A 16,722-nucleotide genomic window follows, 5' to 3' on the forward strand; every position below is an offset into this window, starting at 1 on the left:
CTGCTTTCGAGGATTTAAGAGGTGGTGTTGACGACGTGCTGATAGTGCGAAGCTAGCGCCTCGGTATCTTGGAAGTCCGAGGTGGGAAAGTCTTGAATCAACTGACCATCTTTCATCACCAGAACTCTCTTGGCCCAGATGGCCACCGAGGGTTCGTGAGTGACGACCGCGATGGTTCGCTTCTCCTGCTCGCAAAGATCTTTGAGCAGCTGGCAAATCGATTGACCGGTTACTGAATCGAGACTTCCGGTAGGTTCGTCCGCCAGGATCAGTGCCGGTTGGGTAATCAATGCCCGAGCAAGGGCCACACGCTGTTGTTCGCCACCACTCAACGCATCGGGGCGATGCTTTCGCCGTTGGCTGATACCTAAACGATCCAAAAGGGGATCCAACGTTGCCGAAAGTTCTGAGTGGCCGTCGGTGTAGGCAGGCAGAAGAATGTTTTCCTCGGCCGTCAACGTCGGCACCAGATTGAACGCCTGGAAGACAAGGCCAATGCGGCGACGGCGAAACTGGGTCAATTTGCGATCGCTCCAGCGCGAGAGATCGTATCCTTCGACGAGAACTTTCCCTTCATCCGCGGAGGTGAGGCCCGCACTGACATGCAGTAGCGTGCTTTTTCCTGATCCGCTCGCCCCCATGATGGCAACGAACTCTCCTTGTTCGATTGTCAACGAAACATCGCGCACGGCTTCGACGACCGAGTCGCCTTGACGAAAACGTTTCGTGACACTTAACAGCTGCAGAGGTGCGGCTCCCGCAGTATTCAACGCGGCTGGTACCGGTTCCGTCGAGACAACTTCCGCCATGGAATGAGACCTTGAAAGGGAACTATTTCAAATTGATCGGAGGGATCACGTTATCTTGTTCAGTCACGACGATCGTCGTGACGGGTGTACCGGGATCGCGGTACCTGCCACGCAGCATGTCGGGACCAAATGTCTCTTCGCCACCTTCGATTGTGATTTTGGGCCAAACGACGGTGATTGCATATTCCCCAGGAGGCGCGCCATCTCCGTCGGCATTCGTGAGCACTGCGAACTTGCCATCATCCTGAACGATTGCATAAGGGAAAAGGTCACGGCCGCTCGCATCTTGCAGAGGTTCTTTGCGATGGAACGTTAACTCGGCATGCGCAGCGGGCTTCCCATTGACGTGCAGCGTACCCTTGACCGGAAACACTTCGAGACGAGGCGGCTCGGCAGTACCACAGCCTGACATGCATATTAGTAGTAGAGCCCAAGCGACACGGGACAAACGCAGCCCCAACCTAGAATCTGGGGAACGAGAAAATACCATTTCGTTTATCGATCTCTGCAAATTATTTCAGGTGGGAGGGCTGGCACTGGCAGTCTAGGTGACGAGCGAGCAGTGGCGATAAGCTTGGTTTACGCGATGTTCACGGCGGCAATTCGGCAAACGCATGCGTCGATAGGAGACACTTTAATACGCCGCGATTGTTTCGCCACCGTCGCGGGAACTGAGAGAGATGAGAATCGAAAGCGCGGTCGTTTCGCTGATGAACCGCACGCTTCCATCACATAGCCCGAACATCGCTCCACCGGGATGAAAGCTGTAAACGCCCTGGGTGTTCGATCGATTCATCGTGTAGTTGCCACCAGCACCGGGCGGAACGCTCGCATTGCTTCCTCTCGCCGTCACCGACTGAAAAGAAGCCCAGCAGCCCCAAAAGGTTGGATTTGTCATTGAACTGTTGCTGGCCTGTTTCTCGCTGCCGATATAAAAATCAGGACGCCCAGCTTCTTCCGCAACCAAAATCGTGTTTGACAGCCCATCCGTGATTTCTGCAAGCTTAGTCACCGTATTCACGATCTTTGGGGCAGCCGTATTACACGTTGAACAGCTAATTCCTGAGCCGGTATCTTGAATCTGATGAAACACAACATAATCTCCCGCGACTCCCGTCGAAGTCGCGCTTTGGCCTGCAGGTCCAATATCCATCGTACGCGGCCCGGAAGGAGATGACGGACAGAGATATGTGTCGACGGGAGTCGACGTAATAGCTTGGTTCTCTGACTCAAAAAAGCTCTTGCTTAAATCGAAATTGTCGTAGAGTGCCCGTTGTTCGACGTAAGGCAGTAACTTAAGTCCCCAGCCATGCCCGGTGTTTGGAGTGGTCGTGAACGACTGGCGATTGGGGAAACCATGGTAGGAATCCGCATAGTTGTGAAACGCCAGGACTACCTGTTTCAGATTGTTAGTGCATTGCATGCGACGGGCTGCTTCTCGAGCCATTTGCACCGCCGGCAAAAGCAATCCCACTAAGATCCCAATGATGGCAATGACCACAAGCAATTCGACAAGCGTAAATCCTCCATTCTCCCGCGAGAGAGTGGAGCGCACTATCAGTTTCTTCATCCTGTGATATTTCTAAACGAGGTGTTGGTAAGCAACCCAGCCGACATGTTTTCACAAATTGCGGCATCTGGGCATCTAAAGTCAAAAATGTGCGATCCTTTAGGCTTGGCAACAATGTGGGGTATTCGCTCCTCCGCAATTGCCGTACCGGCCGTGAAAATCACCGCGTTCCCGCATGCGCGGGGCACGAATCAAACAGAAGACTTCGCCACCATTGAGCTAATAGCTAGATGGTTCGCATTAACGCCAATTGCTGGAAACGAGACTGATCTTGTTTAGAATCTAGATATGTCGCCTGAAGTAACATGGAAGTCACATGAATCGACATACTTCGTCGTTAATTCGAGGGCAGACGCCTTGCGGCAAGATATCGCCAATATCTCTGCGACTTGCCTGCTTTTGCTACGCAAATATTCGTAAGGACGAACCGTCCTGTGATCTTGTCGCTCGCATATCTCTGCGTTATCCGCTCTAGATTCCGGACGCGCCGAAACAGGGAACGAGTACTTATCAAAAGTGGTTTTTAGAGCTCACCTCTCGGTGATCAGATCAGACACAAAATCAGACATGTGAGCATTTCACGTCAAATCTAACTCACAGGCTTTCTGTGGAAGTCCAAAGAAAAACCCACCTTGCCGTTGCGGCCAAGGTGGGTCGGATGGAGGCGGCGGGCTTACGATTTTTCTGATAAGACAAGAACCGGTCTCTGACCAAAAGCCTTGTCACAGCAGTGATTTACGTTAATTCTACCCGATTGGCAGATCGACGCTCAACTTGGCTTATCAGAAAAAATCCATCGAGTTATCAGAAAACGTGGGGTATCACGACACGGGTTCGAGGCACATCGCCTTGAACCCCTGCTGCGGATCTCTCTTGGCCTGAAAGGTTGACAACCGTGCGACCGGCAGAAGTTCGTCTTTCACGAACCTTCGCCTTGAGTGTTCGTGTTTTGCGAACTAAAATCATGTTGTGTGCCGATAACAACGACATGGAGAGCAGCACGGATGCGGGTGATTTCGAGATCTCGTCTCAGGCAGTTATGGGAAAGCCCGAACTGTGGAGATTCCGAAGGCCCGTTGCAGGTTTGGTACACCCATGTCAGTGACAAGTCGGTGGCATGGCAAAACTGGTCAGATGTGAAGGCGACCTTTGGAAATGCGGATCTGGTTGGCAACTGCGTTGTCTTCAACATCGGTGGAAACAAATACCATCTGATCACTCGAATCCTGTATCCAAGTCAGAAAGTCTTCATCCTCACGGTGATGACACACAAAGAATACGACATGGGCAAGTGGAAGGAGGATTGCGGCTGCTTCGCTCCTCCTCCCAAGAAAGCCAGATAGAGCGGAAACAACCCCTTACCCAAAACGCACCCTAGATCGTCAACCATTTGGTAAGAACGCAGGGCAGACGTAGGTGAGTGACAATGACTACCAGTATTTCTCGACGATTCAGAGGCAAAGTCCGAAACGACTACCTCGACCTGATCATGAAGTTTCCTCTGACTTCGATCCGCTCCAACGATGACCTCGAAGCGGCTCAGAAGGTGATGGACAGATTGCTCACCAAGGGAGATGTTTCGAGTGGTGAAGAACTGTATCTGGATGCTTTGAGCGACCTAATTGCAGCCTACGAAGATGATCACTACGCCATACCCTCTGCATCAGATGCCGACATGTTGCGGCATCTGATGGAAGCGAAGGGGGTGAATCAGGCGGAATTGCATCGCAGCACAAAGATTCCCAAGTCCACGATTTCGGAGATTCTGAACGGCAAGAAGCCGTTTAGCCGTCAAATTATCGTGACGCTGGCAAGCTACTTTGGTGTGGAAAAGTCGATCCTTGCACACAACCTCTAAGGCATCCTCGTTGGAATCATTGGAAAGATGACACGAAAGAAGCAAGTCAAGAAGACGAGTGAGTCCGCTGTCGGAGACGGATACTCTGATGTGTTGGAATCGATGGTCGATCTCCTCGAATCCGCTCGTCGCCTTTCCGCCCGTGCCGTCAACTCGATCATGACCGCCACGTATTGGGAAGTTGGACGGCGGATCGTCGAGTTGGAGCAAGGCGGCGAAAAGCGTGCAGAGTATGGCGAGCTAGTTGTTAAGCAGCTTGCGGTCGATCTCACGAATCGATTTGGTCGAGGGTTTTCGTGGCGAAACCTGTATCAGATGCGTTCGTTCTTCGAGGCGTACCCGGACATTTTGCAGAAGGTGTCTGCACAATCTGAGAACCGAATTTTGCAGACACCGTCTGCAAAATCACAAGATTCGACAACAGAGGCACTTACGGTGCTTCCGTCGCTCTCTGCCTGCTTCCCCTTGCCTTGGTCGCACTACGTCAGGCTCATATCGATTGACGACGAGAATGCTCGGCGATTCTACGAGCAGGAGGCTCTGCGAGGCGGCTGGTCGGTGCGGCAATTGAAGCGGCAGATCGACAGCCAGTTCTACCAGCGAACCCTGCTGTCCAAGAACAAAGCCGCCATGCTTCGCAAAGGCGAGGAACCGCTGCCCGGCGATCTTGTCACGCCCGAAGAGCAGATCAAAGATCCGTTCGTGCTAGAATTCCTCGACCTCAAGGACGAATACTCCGAACACGATCTCGAAGAGGCCCTCGTTCACAAACTGGAAGAGTTTCTACTGGAACTTGGAAGCGACTTCGCCTTCATCGGTCGGCAGAAGCGGTTGCGAATCGGAGATGAATGGTATCGCATTGACCTGTTGTTCTTTCATCGTAGGCTGAGATGCCTCGTGGTAATCGACCTGAAGATCGGCAAGTTCACCCACGCCGATTCCGGTCAGATGCACATGTACCTGAATTATGCCGCAGAACATTGGACGCACGACGACGAGAATCCACCAGTCGGCTTGATACTGTGTGCAGAGCATGACGAAGCAGTCGCACGCTACTCACTCGAAGGATTGCCGAACAAGGTGATGGCAGGTGAGTACAAGCTGGCACTACCCGATGAGGCCCTACTGGTCGCTGAGCTAGAAAGGTCGCAACGTGAACTGGAACGCCAAGGCATCACCTTGGAAACTGAAGCCAAGCAAGCAACCGGGAAAAAGAAGGCAAAATCCGCTAAAAAGAGAAAATCCAAGAAGAAGTCTTGAGAGGTCTGCGAGGAGGGGAATGTGATGGAGAATCTCGAAGAACGCTTCCCGGCTATTGCTGCTTGGATTCAGCACGGTTGGATTGAAATCGGCGATCAAGAATGGACTCGCTCCTCTGCTGTGGCTCAGGATTGCGGTGGCATGGTCTACGAGAACGAGGGCGGCAAGACCCTGACGGAGTGCCTCGAAGCCCTTGAGCGTGGCCTGCGTGAGCACATGAGGGAGCGGTGGGGCGACGAGTTCGAGTAGATCAGTAACGCTCGACACGTCCAAACACGTGACCATCAGCGTTCAGCAGTTCGTCGGCTCGAATTGTCGTTGAACCGTCAATGAGCAAAAGAGTGTCTTCGTTGGCCTCAAGTTTGACCGGCCCAAAATCGCCTCTGAACCGCTCGCCCTCCGAAATCCGAACTGATCGGATCTGCCCTCTGTAAAAGCTGATCAAGTTGTTCTCCCCGACATTCCCTATGACAAATCGAGTTTCGCCTCCCGGCCTCGATCCGGGGGCCGTTGCCACGAGCTTGCCGTTTAGGTAGACCCGTGTCTCCGACTCAGTGAAAACAGCAGCAGCATGAGACCAGCGATTTGGTGGAACGGCGAATTTTGAATTCACCATGCCTTCGACGTGTTCGACCGAAAGCATCGAGCCGCAGATTGCGATACCAAGGCCGTATTCGCTGGGGATGTCTGAACCGATGATGAACTGGCAATTCTCGTCTCGATAGTCATCAGGCTTGATCCACGCTTCGAGTGTCACCGGAAGTTTCCGCTGCACATTGGTCACGATTCTCGTGCGGCCATCGAAATGGAGAACACCATCTCGAATCAATCCTTCGTTGGATCGCATCGACGAAAGGACCAATCCCGCAACGAGAGCAAGAACCGCAGTGAGTCCGAAGAGCACCCACAACCATCTTCGGCGACGCAGCTTAGTCGGTTCAAGCCACGCTCGCAGTTCATTCGCCAGCTCCAAGGCCGATTGATGGCGATCACCGGGATGTTTCGCCAAAGCCTTCGCACAAATGGCATCAAGGTTCTCAGGAAGCGACGGATCAACGTCCTTGAGTCGTTTTGGTTGTCGAAAAAGGATCTGCTCTCGCAACTCCTGCTTGTCTTTTGCGGGAAAGGGAGAATGACCTGCCAGAAGCTCAAACAACACCACGCCAAGTGCGTGAACATCGCACCGCCCATCTAGCAATTGAACTTCATTCGAAACTTGTTCGGGTGACATGTAGGCCAATGTCCCAGAGGACAATGCTCTTCCCTTCTCCAACTCATCGAGAGTGCAGGCAACTCCAAAATCGGCAATGAGTGGTTTGCCATTGGAGTCGATCAGGATATTCTCCGGCTTGATGTCTCGGTGAAAGCAACCCTTTTCGTGTGCGTATTGGAGCGATTCAGCGACCGTGGCGACAATCTCGACCGACTCTTGCGTCGATAGCTTTTTCTTTCGAGCTAAATCCGAGAGACTCTGACCTTCGACCAGTTCAAACACGAGAAACATCCGCCCGTCATGCTCACCACAGTCATGGACGCCGACGATTCCTGAATGCTTCAAGCGAGCAACTCGACGTGCTTCGTCCAAGAGCAGGTCACACGAGGTCCGGTGATGCCCAATCTTGACTGCAACGGGCCGTTGAAGCTTCAAATCGTGCCCTCGATACACTTGTCCGTATCCGCCTGATCCCAACAGTGAATCGAGCCGATACCTGTCGGCCAAGTCGGTGCCGGAAATGTCCTTGACGGATTTATCCTGTTCGTCCGTCAGAGGACGAGCCGGATCACGCTTTGTCCATGCGGTCGTCTTCAGGCTCTCGATCTTCGAGCGAACCGTCTGCATTAGATGCGGATGGTCGGTGCAAAGATCTTCGGCGGGAATGTCCTGACCTTGATCAAAGGCTTCCTCCCAACGCACGAGAAGATCGGCGATCAGATCTTTGTCGTCATCAGTCAAGATCGAGTCCTCCTGCGAGTTGTTCTTTCAGGAGGAGGCGTGCCGAAACCCAACGACGCTTCAGCGTGGCGAGGGAGATACCGAGGACACGAGCAGCTTCGGACTGATTGAGGCCGTCATACCAAAGCAGGCTGACGACTTCCTTTTCCGCTTCGGGCAGTGCCTCGACCGCTTCGTGGAACTCCGTCCATGCGGCGAGCGATTCCGGCTCGAACGGGTCTTCACATCGTTCTGATGCTTTGCCGCCGTCGCTGTCGTGTTTGGCCCCAATCCCTTGAGGTCCGTAATGACTTCGAGCGAGGTCGATCAGTTCACGGCGGATCTGAGTCGCTGCCAATCCGTAAAACTTTCGTACTGATTCCGGTTGCACGGACGCTAAGGCTCGATGGAGTCGCAATAGACTCGCTTGCAACACATCGTCCGTGTCGGACCACCGCTGCACATGTCCGTAGCTCTTCAGCATTCGTCTTGCCATTGTCCGAAGTCGTTGGCAGCAAAGCTCAACAATGGTGCGTCGAGATTCGGGACAACCTTCGCTGAGCCGCCGCAATTCGTTCTGTAAATCAGTCGTATGTCCCAATTCGATCTCCGCTGCCCCCATTCATGTGGCGAACAACGAGATTCGGTATGGTCCGCCTCCATCAAGAAGGGCGAGTGCCGGGAGGCGAGTAGCTCAGCGGTGGACCAGAAATATGAGATTTACGTGAAGCGTGAGCCGTTTAGCGGTTCACACCCGCTCATCGAGGTAGAGAACATTTCCCCGACTTTTCAGAAACAGGAGATCGAAATAATGAGATTTGCATTGGTGGTAGCCGTGTTAATGGGAGCAATGCCAAACCTTGTTTGGGCTGACGAGATGCTCAGACTCAAGCTCTCGATGGACGAGTTCGGAAACTGCACCATGAGCGTGGAGAGCACCGAAGAGCCGTTGGCAGAGGCGACCGAGTTCAAGGGAGACATGGTGAAATCATCACGTCTTCCGAAATCGACGATTCAGAAGGACCAAGACGGTCTGGTCCGTTTGCTTCACAACTTCGCCGAACCAGACGAGTTTGACGTGTTATTCGCCGACGTTCTTGGCAGATCACAAAATGTCCGGCTGGATCAGCGATTCAAGGCGTTGACACTGACTTCGACGAAAGGAGATGACGCACATACCACTTACGCTTATCGATTCAAGCCGCCGTTTACCGTTGCCTACGACCGCTATCCACTGGCCGACAACACCATTCTGCTATCCGTCATCAGTTTGGGCACACCGGAAGACGCATTGTACGTCAACCTGTTCTCCCTTGACCGGAGCGATGATTCCTCGGCCAAGCTGGGTGCATTCTGGATCGAAACGAAACCAAACGGTCAGCAGAACCGCACTCAGTTGATCGATCCCTTCGAGTTCAAGCTCGATGAAGGTGTCAGCAAGACTTTCCGGCTGCCGCTACCGAACGCAAAGATCGAGACCCCATGCTTTCTCTCCTTCAAAGGGAAAAGTTCCCAGCATTCCGTTCAGGAGATTTCTGGCCTGTTGATCGAGGGACAAGTCATGCCGCTCTTCAGAATCGGATTCGATGAACGTCGGGGAGTGATCTTTGCCAAGCAAATCATCAAAGGCAGTCAGGCGGAAAAAGTTGGAATTCAGGTCGGCGACTTGGTCCTCTCGATCAATGGTGAGAAGCCCGTCAACGTGCAACAAGCGATTGCATTACTCGGCAAGACTGTGATCGGCGAAACCGCCACGTTTGAGATCGAGCGGGCGGGAAAGACTTCAACGATCTCGATCAAGAGCGAGTGAATCGAACATGACAAATCAAACATGGTCATGTCAGAAATGTGGTGATGACGGCGGATGGTCGGCGTTGCTGGCCGATACTGAGAAGTATCTCGCACAAGCCGGATTCTCAGTCTCCAATTCGATCTCGGCGGCGGATTACTGCCCGGAATGCTTCTGGGAGATGGTGACCGGAATCGAACCGACCCGTGACCTCCTGCCGACAATGCAAAAGAAACGAGGGTACGGCGTCAATAAAGTCCCGCCCGGCAAATACGGTCCCTACGACGACACGTCGCCCGGCGACGAGAACGCCACTCGTGCGAGAGAAGGCGACTGACGAATGAGTGAAGGAACTTCAGATCAGACGCATTCAACGGAGATTCTCGGTCGTCGAGTGATCGGCGTCTGCCCTGATTGTGAGGGCGAGGGGCGACTCTGGGCCATGAACGAAGAAGCGAGCACGCATTGGGCCGAGCGTTGCGAACGATGCAACTGTATCGGCTACATCCTCGACATGCCGCTTGATTCCCCAGAAATGGACCATGACGAGATCCCGTTTTAGTCCGCTATCAAGGAGTACCCTTTGACGAACGACCGCACACCACACTGGCTGGTTCAACTCCGGTTCATCCTACTATGTTCGCCGGTGGGGATCGTCTTGGCGTTGATCCTCGCACCTTGGGCAATTTTTGTGCTTCCCGCCTTCTTCGGAACATTGTTTGTCTTCTGGCAGGCATCAAGGTTGTTCACAAATGGTTTTGTGAAGCTCTTTGACCCAGAAGGACACGAAGCGATTAGGCGAAGCGGTGGCGACCCGTTTTATGATTCAATCGGTGTTCCGCTGAACAACGACAGCGAGCAGGTCCGAGTGACCGGTCGGAAGCCGAACACAAACTGTCCCGGTTGTCATCAACCAGTTCTTGTGAAGGCCAATAAACCATTCCGTTGCCCTCAGTGCGATGCTCACTGGCATGAGAATAACTGGTGGCGATGGACTGGCTCGAAGTGGATTGTTCTCAAGATGGGGCGGTAATCATTTCTGCTCGTTCAGCTTCTCCCGAACCGACTGAATCAGATCGTCGAGCAGTTCATCGTCCAACTCCATCAGGGCGGCCAACGTTTCAGCGGCCAGAGGTCGTTCATCCTCGCAAACGATCCGGCGAAGCTGAGGGATTGCCTCACTCAGATGCAGGTCTCGCACGGCCTGAATCGCTGCCATACGAACAAGGCGGTCAGGATCATTGAGCAGTGGCAGAATGAGCGGAACAAACGGCTGAACCCGTTGTGATCCAAGATGTTCGAGTTCTTCCCACAGAACGCCCATCACGAGGCGTTTCACGTCGGGTTCGCCTGTCTCAAGCTCCTGCATCAGGCACGATACGCACTCGTCCCAGCCGAATGCGGTGATTCGTTCCCATAGTTCGAGCGACGTATGCGGCGTGGTTGAGTTGGCGAGCAGTCGAAGCAAGTTCGGCAGATGTTCTACGGTCATGGCAGGTCTCCTTCACCTTCAGGAGCGAATCTCGACGGATGATTGGCTCACGCCTCTATGAAGAATTCGTGAAGCCGTGGTCCATTTTGAGCCACTTCAGTGTCAGCACCCGCTCAAAACATTGAGGAGATTGCGGACCAGTAGTGACGCTACTCAACCACGAGCAGCACGAGAGGAAGCCACAAACACATGAGTGACTACGAACTGATTCGACGAGATAGCGAATACCAGAAGGAAATCCGGCGTCGGAACATGACCGATGCAGCTAAGATCGGACTCTTGGTCGCTCAAAACGTCCAGCAATTTCAGACGAACCAGATCCTCGCTCAGGTTCATAGTGAAGCGTGCCGCACCAACCAATTTCTCGGCCACATGGCGAGCATCCTCGACCAGATTGCCCACATGCAGGCGACTCACTTCGAGCAGGTTCAAAAGGAGCGTGAGCTAAAGGAAGTCATGTTTCAGTTTGAGAAGTTTCTCAATGAAACAGAGGAATTTGGAGATCCCATTTCCGTTGCGTTCGGCACGAAGCGGCTGTTCGAGATTCTGGATCGCCCCAGAAACGGTTTCTCTACGGCTGACCTGACCGACCTTAGTGACAAAAAGCACTTCGACGGTCTGGTGGCACGAGCCAAAGGTTTGCTAACTGGACTGCCACGTCACCAATTCGAAGAACTTGAACAGTTTGAACAATTGCTTGGTGTCTACTACCAAAGAAAGGCTACCGGCTTCGACGCAGACAGGGCGTTTCCGAAGAAGAAGCACGCCAAGTTGCCCAAGGAGTTTCGGAAGCAACCACCGACTAAGCAGCCGGTTACCAGTTCGGGAGCAACGGCATTGGCCTTTGTTGGCGGTGGCTGTGGCGTAATCATGTGTGGCTTTGGACTGTTGTTTTTGCTGGTGACAATCTCAATGCTCGTGCAGCAGGAACCAAATGCACTTGGCGGCAGCGTTTGCATTTTGCCCTTTCTGGGTATTGGTTCGCTGCTTGTTTGGAACCTTTTTCGTCAGCGAAATGCCGACAAGAAGGCTGAACTCGAACATCAAGCCCAGCGACAGGACCACCTGAACTCGTGGGATGCTAATCGAAAGCGAGAAGAAGCCAAAATTGCTCAACAAAACCAAAACATCGATGCTGAAAACGCCAAAATCGAGGAGAAACGAAGACAAGCGACAAAACTGTTTCAGGCAACAATGGACGAGATGCGTTCGTTGATCAACGGCTTCCTCAACCAGCATCCTCCAATTCAGAAGTTCGTTGCCCATGTATGAGGAGATGCAACTGACAGACAGTGAAATGATCCGTGATTGGCTCGACTTCGCCCTCGGCTGCAACGACGTGAGCTGCTTGTCGAGCATGATCCGAGTGCGGTGGAACAAACGGTTCACCCGCAAGTTCGCCGATGCTGGTTATGGAACATGTCCGCCTCGTGGACGCATTCGCATCAGCCCCATGATCTGGGAACGGGCGACAAGGGAGCAGCGTCGAGAGACGCTCATTCATGAAGCCTGTCACATCGTCGCCTACCATCTGCATGGCCTTGCCATCAAACCTCACGGCATTGAATGGCGGCAGGCAATGGTGAAGTGCGGAGTCGAGCCGGTAGTTACGCACAACATTGATCTCGTTGGGATCAACTTTTTCCACGTCCGAGAATGCACGAAGGCCAATCGTTGTCACGTCAGCAGACGAGATTTTGCTGCATTGAAGCGAGGGGGATTGCTTCAATGCACGATCTGCGGAATGCAAGTCGATGCTGCATCGATTGAACTAACTCTCTGAGGAACTCCGATGGTTGCGGCAGCATCTATTCCTGTGGAGATCGGCGGCGGCTGGGGTCGAACCAGCGTCTACCCGGATGAAGAGCCGAGAGTTCTACCACGCTGAACTACACCGCCGAATTCTCCACTGCGGAATCCGAAAAGGTGATGGCTGGGGTTGAACCAGCGTCCGCTCGGTTACAGAGCCGAGTGCTCTACCACGCTGAGCTACATCACCACATCGACATTCTACAATATTATGCCTATCGTTTCTCGTCCGCCCTTTCCTCCTGCTGATGGAGATGGAGAGAGCGTACTTCGTCCACAGCTTCCAGTTCAGGACGCTCCGTCCAGATCTGTGAATTAAGGATTTTCCCAGAAAACACGCCGCACTTCCGGAAAAGTGATGCGAGTTCCGGCGATGATACAACAACACCATGAACAAGTTCCGGCGTTGGCGTAAACTTCTCGATAGTTCGTCCGGGTTTCGGAGCCGTCCAGCCGGACTTCACCGGATCTATACCGTAGCGATGACAGACCTCTTCAACGAGGGTACGAGGACACACCTTCGCTCCGCTCAAGACTTCCCACGGTGACGGAAGCTCCTTCCAAACATGCGTGTCTGGGTGGACATCGCCACCAGACGCCCTATGCCAGTAGGCCACATCAGCAGCCATCAGTCGCAACACTTTGCCCGGACAGACCTTCTCCACGCTGTCCGTCAGGCCGAGACTGTAGAGCAACGAGAACCATCCTTCCCGCAGCTTGTTCCAAGCCCCGGCAGTCACATTCCATGTCGATGAGTCGTTCCCTCGTTGAACCACCATGTCATCCCGAAACTTGTTCGTGCCCCATAACTCTTGAAGCAGTGTGGCGGCTCCACAAAGCCGGTCAAAGTAGCGTCCTAACAGAATTCCTTTCATCTCGTCATCGAGCATTGCAAGGACTTCGGTTACTGGATAGACGTGAGCGATGGCCCACCAGTTGGTCCTGTCTCGGTGCTTTAAGCATCGCTTGAATAAAACATCACAAATCTCGTCGAATGGGCGGACTTGGGTGGCGTTTGTGAACACGCTGCGAAGGTTACAGCGTGCCACGTAATACGCAACAAAACACGCCGTATCCACATCAGCTTTGAAATCTTCCCAATCGATGTCAGATGCCAAACGGTTCTTGCTTGCCAACGTCAACGACCGCTTGAATTGCTCTCGTGCAAGCCGGTGCATTTTGTGTTCGAGACGAGCCGCCAAGCGGAATCGCTTGTTGTACTGGCGGCGTGATAATTCGATCCCCAGCTTGGCCCGTTCCTCTTTCGGAAGGCGGTCGAACTTGAAGTCGTTCTTACCAAACGCCTTTCCGATTGACTGCTCGGCATTCCTGACCCACTGCTCAATTTGTTCGAGATCATCGGGTGAGAAAGAGACGGGATGCCCGAATAGTTGCTCGGCAACTCTTAGCTGCCTGTCCATGTCAACGGGACGAGCGAAGTCGCCGCTCATCGACGACCAATATTCTCGCTGGCGTGACTTGGCCGCTTTGTTCAGAACCCGGCGTTCGCCAGAAGTACAATCAAGGATAGTGACAATCTCTTTCGCCACATCCTCCGGCTGTCGCCGCTCGTCAAGGGAACAAAACAGCGAGTGCAGAACATCTTCACTTGATTGATGTGCTTCGTGTAGAACCATCGTGCTCACTGGCTGCGGCCAGACCAAAAAGATCGCAACGCACTTTCCGATGAAATGAGGTATGACCACTCTCTGGTCACAGAAGGCAAGAATACCACAATGCGACCTCTACCGCATGTCCTTTCCTCCTTGTAGAGACACGGGCCAAAAGTCTTGGTTCGGATGGCGATCCCTCCGTGTTACGAAAAGAGGATCGGCGGCGATTTTTCGATTTGGCTTTTCACAGACGCTTCAGCCCACACGGAAACACTTCAGATTTGGGAGTTATAAAAAATGCAACCAGCGGTATCGATCCACTGGCCGGGGGTGAGGAACTCGCTTGTGAGAAAACGTCTGGAATTATTGGGTTCGAAGAAATGCGACCAAACCACCACTCGGACGACTTGGTCCCTCCCGGCCATGATGCTATTCAGTAGCAGTCCCAGTCCTGTTTGAGTCGGTCCACCGTCCCAACCGACTCGACGAACCGCTCGTGCCTTTCGGCGGTGACCTCTACACCCTCTACGTTGCAGTCACGGCGTACTTTTCATTTGCCGGGCGGACAATGCCGTGCTCCGTAGTGCGGGCAGTCGTCATCGACCTGACAATCCCAAACGTCGGTCCAATCCTCGCCGCAGCGGTAGCAGGTGTAGTGGTTCAAGAACATGTTTGGTTGTTCGAGTTCCGTTTTGCGGGTAATGATACGCTTCTCTTTCTCCTGAATAACACTCTTATTCGGCGTGCTTGCTGTCAATAACTGTTACGACGACCGAGACGTGACATTTCACCAGCGAGTCGGCCACGAAGATCTCGATCTTGCCGGTCCCGGCATAACCGAATGATCCAGTCGAGAACTCCTTTGGTGTCAGGTTGATCACTTCCGCAAGCTTGTCAACGACCATTGTGCCTGCCGGTCCATGGGTCCGAAACAGCTGCTTAGAGATGGGACACAGTCGTGAAAATCGTGTTGCTGTTGTCATCTATAATCCTTTCATGGTGAAGAAGAGGTCCGCCGAGCCGAAGCCCGGCGAACCCTCCACCAACCCCATCACTCAGGAGACCACGAGAAGTAGAAGCGTGGATTGGCTTGGAACATCAGACTGCCTCTGGTCCCGTCGTCACGGCGACGAGCGACAACCAGAGGAGCCATGAAGCCGAGAACCTCGAACTCCTGCTGAAGCTGGCTCGTGTCCCACACCTGACCGTGCTTCGCTTCGAGGTACTCCCTGCTGCCCGTTTCGGCGTTGATCTCAGCGACCATCTCACGGCGGACTGTTTCGGTCGGATCACACATGCGTTCGTCTCCTGAAAAGTGAAGGTGATTGTTCTGGTGCTGGTCGTTGGTCCGATCAGTATTCGTCAGGGAGAAGAAGGCACGTCGAAGAACGGTCTGCTTCGGTGATGACCCAGATCTTCGTCCCATCCTTGAGCAGATAGCTCGATAGGATTCGCTCGCCGTTGGTAACCGCTTCCTCGTTGGTTTGTTGGTCCTCTTTGTCGAGTTCGCCCGGATCGAGGACAACGTGACGTTGCAGCAGTTCCATCGGCGTCTGACCTGCGGCTTGCAGGGCATCCAATGCTCCCGGTGTTGCGACTACCTGCCCCAATGCGAAGCGTGGTTTCTTGTTGTTGGCGGTGACCATCGTGTCTCCTTGAGTTGAAGTGGGTTGGTGATGCTTCAACTGACTGGTCCGATCTCGGCTTCTCCCGGTCGCCAAACGAAAAGAGCCGGAGCATCCTTGCCCCGGCTCTTCATCCTTCGGTTGTTCGCTATGCGTCGATCTCATCCCAACAGAACTCGGTTGGCTTCACGCCCTCGACAGGCAAACCCTCGCCGTGATACGTACAGGGGAATGGCGTCTTGCTTCCCTCCTGCCCGTGGATCATCAGGTGATCCAGATCGAGCACCTGACCGCTGGGACCGTATTGCCGATCATCTTCCGGGTAGTCGCCGAGGTCCGCTTCTTCAACGACGATGTGGTGGCCGTACTTCTCATTGTCCGCCAGTTCGTCGATGGCGTCCGACATGCTCTCGGCCTCGACGATGAGAAAGAACGGCGAGTAGCTGCCGCCGATTTCGATAAGCCAAGTCTTGCCGAACCAATCGCCCGGATTGATGACCGGCATGTCCTTGAGTTCGTGGCCATAAAATGTTCCGTTTGCGGTGATCGTTGTCATGCTCGTGTCTCCTGTTCGGGGTTGAATGACACGAGCAACGGGCGGTCCCAACACTCGCCTTAGTACGACAAGGAGATGAAACACGATGGCAGTGCTCGACGCAGAATTCACTCACGATGACTTCAAGACGCTGATTCACATCTTGGAGGAATGGGAGACAACCGGATCGGCAGAGGAATCCCCGCAACGAAGGGAAGTAGCACCTTTGCTCAAGGCCAAACTGCTTCTCCAACAAAACTATCTGCATGTTGATCGAATACCCGAAGCAGTCATCCCGCAAAACACTGCTCGGCAATCCAAGATGGAGCTTGCCGAGCAGTATATGCGGGAGTGCGGCATCTGGTCCTACTTAGAGTCGTACCTCACTGATCAGATTGCTCGTATCAGATGAGACGATCACGTCTTCGG

Annotated in this window: 22 protein-coding genes and 2 tRNA genes; 11 read left to right on the top strand and 13 right to left on the bottom strand. The window is 53.4% G+C overall.

From position 1 onward, the window contains the following. Nucleotides 1-14: 14 nt before the first annotated feature. The 3 genes from AB1L30_RS10110 to AB1L30_RS10120 all read right to left on the bottom strand — a co-directional run bounded on the left by AB1L30_RS10110 (nt 15) and on the right by AB1L30_RS10120 (nt 2,379). The gene (locus AB1L30_RS10110) at nt 15-809 is read right to left on the bottom strand and encodes an ABC transporter ATP-binding protein (RefSeq protein WP_367013297.1); all 795 of its coding nucleotides are present in this window, start codon (nt 807-809) and stop codon (nt 15-17) included. A 22-nt stretch (nt 810-831) separates the two neighbouring features. Continuing rightward, on the bottom strand, nt 832-1,221 hold the full coding sequence (locus AB1L30_RS10115) for a hypothetical protein (RefSeq protein WP_367013298.1): 390 nt from the start codon (nt 1,219-1,221) through the stop codon (nt 832-834). Between the two features lie 222 nt (nt 1,222-1,443). Further along, nucleotides 1,444-2,379: a DUF1559 domain-containing protein gene (locus AB1L30_RS10120; protein ID WP_367013299.1), complete on the bottom strand. Its 936-nt coding sequence runs from the start codon at nt 2,377-2,379 to the stop codon at nt 1,444-1,446. Between the two features lie 45 nt (nt 2,380-2,424). Here AB1L30_RS10120 and AB1L30_RS10125 point away from each other — a divergent pair, with 45 nt between their 5' ends. From AB1L30_RS10125 to AB1L30_RS10145, 5 genes are all read left to right on the top strand, one after another. Then, nucleotides 2,425-2,658, top strand: coding sequence for a hypothetical protein (locus tag AB1L30_RS10125; protein ID WP_367013300.1), 234 nt, complete (start codon nt 2,425-2,427; stop codon nt 2,656-2,658). A 725-nt stretch (nt 2,659-3,383) separates the two neighbouring features. Then, on the top strand, nt 3,384-3,722 hold the full coding sequence (locus AB1L30_RS10130; RefSeq protein ID WP_367013301.1) for a type II toxin-antitoxin system HigB family toxin: 339 nt from the start codon (nt 3,384-3,386) through the stop codon (nt 3,720-3,722). A gap of 146 nt (nt 3,723-3,868) precedes the next feature. Then, a complete protein-coding gene (locus AB1L30_RS10135; RefSeq protein WP_367013302.1) occupies nt 3,869-4,237 on the top strand; it encodes a helix-turn-helix domain-containing protein in 369 nt (122 codons plus the stop codon). Between the two features lie 102 nt (nt 4,238-4,339). Continuing rightward, the gene (locus AB1L30_RS10140; RefSeq protein ID WP_367013303.1) at nt 4,340-5,497 is read left to right on the top strand and encodes a PDDEXK nuclease domain-containing protein; all 1,158 of its coding nucleotides are present in this window, start codon (nt 4,340-4,342) and stop codon (nt 5,495-5,497) included. A gap of 24 nt (nt 5,498-5,521) precedes the next feature. Next, entirely contained in the window at nt 5,522-5,746 is a 225-nt protein-coding gene (locus AB1L30_RS10145; protein ID WP_367013304.1) for a hypothetical protein, read from the top strand. A gap of 1 nt (nt 5,747) precedes the next feature. Here AB1L30_RS10145 and AB1L30_RS10150 read toward each other — a convergent pair whose 3' ends face one another. Together AB1L30_RS10150 and AB1L30_RS10155 are read right to left on the bottom strand one after the other, a co-directional pair. Further along, nucleotides 5,748-7,451: a protein kinase gene (locus AB1L30_RS10150; RefSeq protein WP_367013305.1), complete on the bottom strand. Its 1,704-nt coding sequence runs from the start codon at nt 7,449-7,451 to the stop codon at nt 5,748-5,750. After that, on the bottom strand, nt 7,444-8,052 hold the full coding sequence (locus tag AB1L30_RS10155; protein ID WP_367013306.1) for a sigma-70 family RNA polymerase sigma factor: 609 nt from the start codon (nt 8,050-8,052) through the stop codon (nt 7,444-7,446). The genes AB1L30_RS10150 and AB1L30_RS10155 overlap by 8 nt, the downstream gene beginning before the upstream one ends. Nucleotides 8,053-8,130: 78 nt before the next feature. Here AB1L30_RS10155 and AB1L30_RS10160 point away from each other — a divergent pair, with 78 nt between their 5' ends. From AB1L30_RS10160 to AB1L30_RS10170, 3 genes are all read left to right on the top strand, one after another. Continuing rightward, nucleotides 8,131-9,240, top strand: coding sequence for a PDZ domain-containing protein (locus AB1L30_RS10160; RefSeq protein ID WP_367013307.1), 1,110 nt, complete (start codon nt 8,131-8,133; stop codon nt 9,238-9,240). A 7-nt stretch (nt 9,241-9,247) separates the two neighbouring features. After that, nucleotides 9,248-9,556 carry a hypothetical protein gene (locus AB1L30_RS10165; RefSeq protein WP_367013308.1) on the top strand — a complete coding sequence of 103 codons (309 nt, stop codon included), beginning with the start codon at nt 9,248-9,250 and terminating at the stop codon, nt 9,554-9,556. Nucleotides 9,557-9,802: 246 nt separating this feature from the next. After that, a complete protein-coding gene (locus AB1L30_RS10170; protein ID WP_367013309.1) occupies nt 9,803-10,252 on the top strand; it encodes a hypothetical protein in 450 nt (149 codons plus the stop codon). On the opposite strand, the gene AB1L30_RS10175 is transcribed toward AB1L30_RS10170, so the two are convergent. Next, on the bottom strand, nt 10,253-10,711 hold the full coding sequence (locus AB1L30_RS10175) for a HEAT repeat domain-containing protein (RefSeq protein WP_367013310.1): 459 nt from the start codon (nt 10,709-10,711) through the stop codon (nt 10,253-10,255). It lies immediately after the preceding gene. Nucleotides 10,712-10,900: 189 nt separating this feature from the next. Here AB1L30_RS10175 and AB1L30_RS10180 point away from each other — a divergent pair, with 189 nt between their 5' ends. Continuing rightward, nucleotides 10,901-11,983, top strand: coding sequence for a hypothetical protein (locus tag AB1L30_RS10180; protein WP_367013311.1), 1,083 nt, complete (start codon nt 10,901-10,903; stop codon nt 11,981-11,983). Next, nucleotides 11,976-12,494, top strand: a complete 519-nt coding sequence (locus AB1L30_RS10185) for a SprT-like domain-containing protein (protein ID WP_367013312.1) — start codon at nt 11,976-11,978, stop codon at nt 12,492-12,494. The genes AB1L30_RS10180 and AB1L30_RS10185 overlap by 8 nt, the downstream gene beginning before the upstream one ends. Before the next feature lie 41 nt (nt 12,495-12,535). On the opposite strand, the gene AB1L30_RS10190 is transcribed toward AB1L30_RS10185, so the two are convergent. The 7 genes from AB1L30_RS10190 to AB1L30_RS10220 all read right to left on the bottom strand — a co-directional run bounded on the left by AB1L30_RS10190 (nt 12,536) and on the right by AB1L30_RS10220 (nt 16,314). Then, nucleotides 12,536-12,610, bottom strand: a tRNA-Lys gene (locus AB1L30_RS10190). 25 nt (nt 12,611-12,635) lie between these two features. Continuing rightward, a tRNA-Gln gene (locus AB1L30_RS10195) sits at nt 12,636-12,710 on the bottom strand. Nucleotides 12,711-12,735: 25 nt separating this feature from the next. Further along, a complete protein-coding gene (locus AB1L30_RS10200) occupies nt 12,736-14,157 on the bottom strand; it encodes a hypothetical protein (RefSeq protein ID WP_367013313.1) in 1,422 nt (473 codons plus the stop codon). A gap of 710 nt (nt 14,158-14,867) precedes the next feature. After that, nucleotides 14,868-15,038, bottom strand: a complete 171-nt coding sequence (locus AB1L30_RS10205) for a hypothetical protein (protein ID WP_367013314.1) — start codon at nt 15,036-15,038, stop codon at nt 14,868-14,870. Between the two features lie 146 nt (nt 15,039-15,184). Continuing rightward, nucleotides 15,185-15,430: a hypothetical protein gene (locus tag AB1L30_RS10210; protein ID WP_367013315.1), complete on the bottom strand. Its 246-nt coding sequence runs from the start codon at nt 15,428-15,430 to the stop codon at nt 15,185-15,187. Between the two features lie 55 nt (nt 15,431-15,485). Next, on the bottom strand, nt 15,486-15,779 hold the full coding sequence (locus tag AB1L30_RS10215) for a hypothetical protein (protein ID WP_367013316.1): 294 nt from the start codon (nt 15,777-15,779) through the stop codon (nt 15,486-15,488). A 127-nt stretch (nt 15,780-15,906) separates the two neighbouring features. Further along, the gene (locus AB1L30_RS10220) at nt 15,907-16,314 is read right to left on the bottom strand and encodes a hypothetical protein (RefSeq protein WP_367013317.1); all 408 of its coding nucleotides are present in this window, start codon (nt 16,312-16,314) and stop codon (nt 15,907-15,909) included. 85 nt (nt 16,315-16,399) lie between these two features. Here AB1L30_RS10220 and AB1L30_RS10225 point away from each other — a divergent pair, with 85 nt between their 5' ends. Next, nucleotides 16,400-16,705 (top strand): hypothetical protein, encoded by a 306-nt coding sequence (locus AB1L30_RS10225; protein ID WP_367013318.1) that lies wholly within the window; start codon nt 16,400-16,402, stop codon nt 16,703-16,705. Nucleotides 16,706-16,722 lie beyond the last annotated feature (17 nt).

The sequence above is a fragment of the Bremerella sp. JC817 genome, from assembly GCF_040718835.1.
GTDB lineage: Bacteria > Planctomycetota > Planctomycetia > Pirellulales > Pirellulaceae > Bremerella.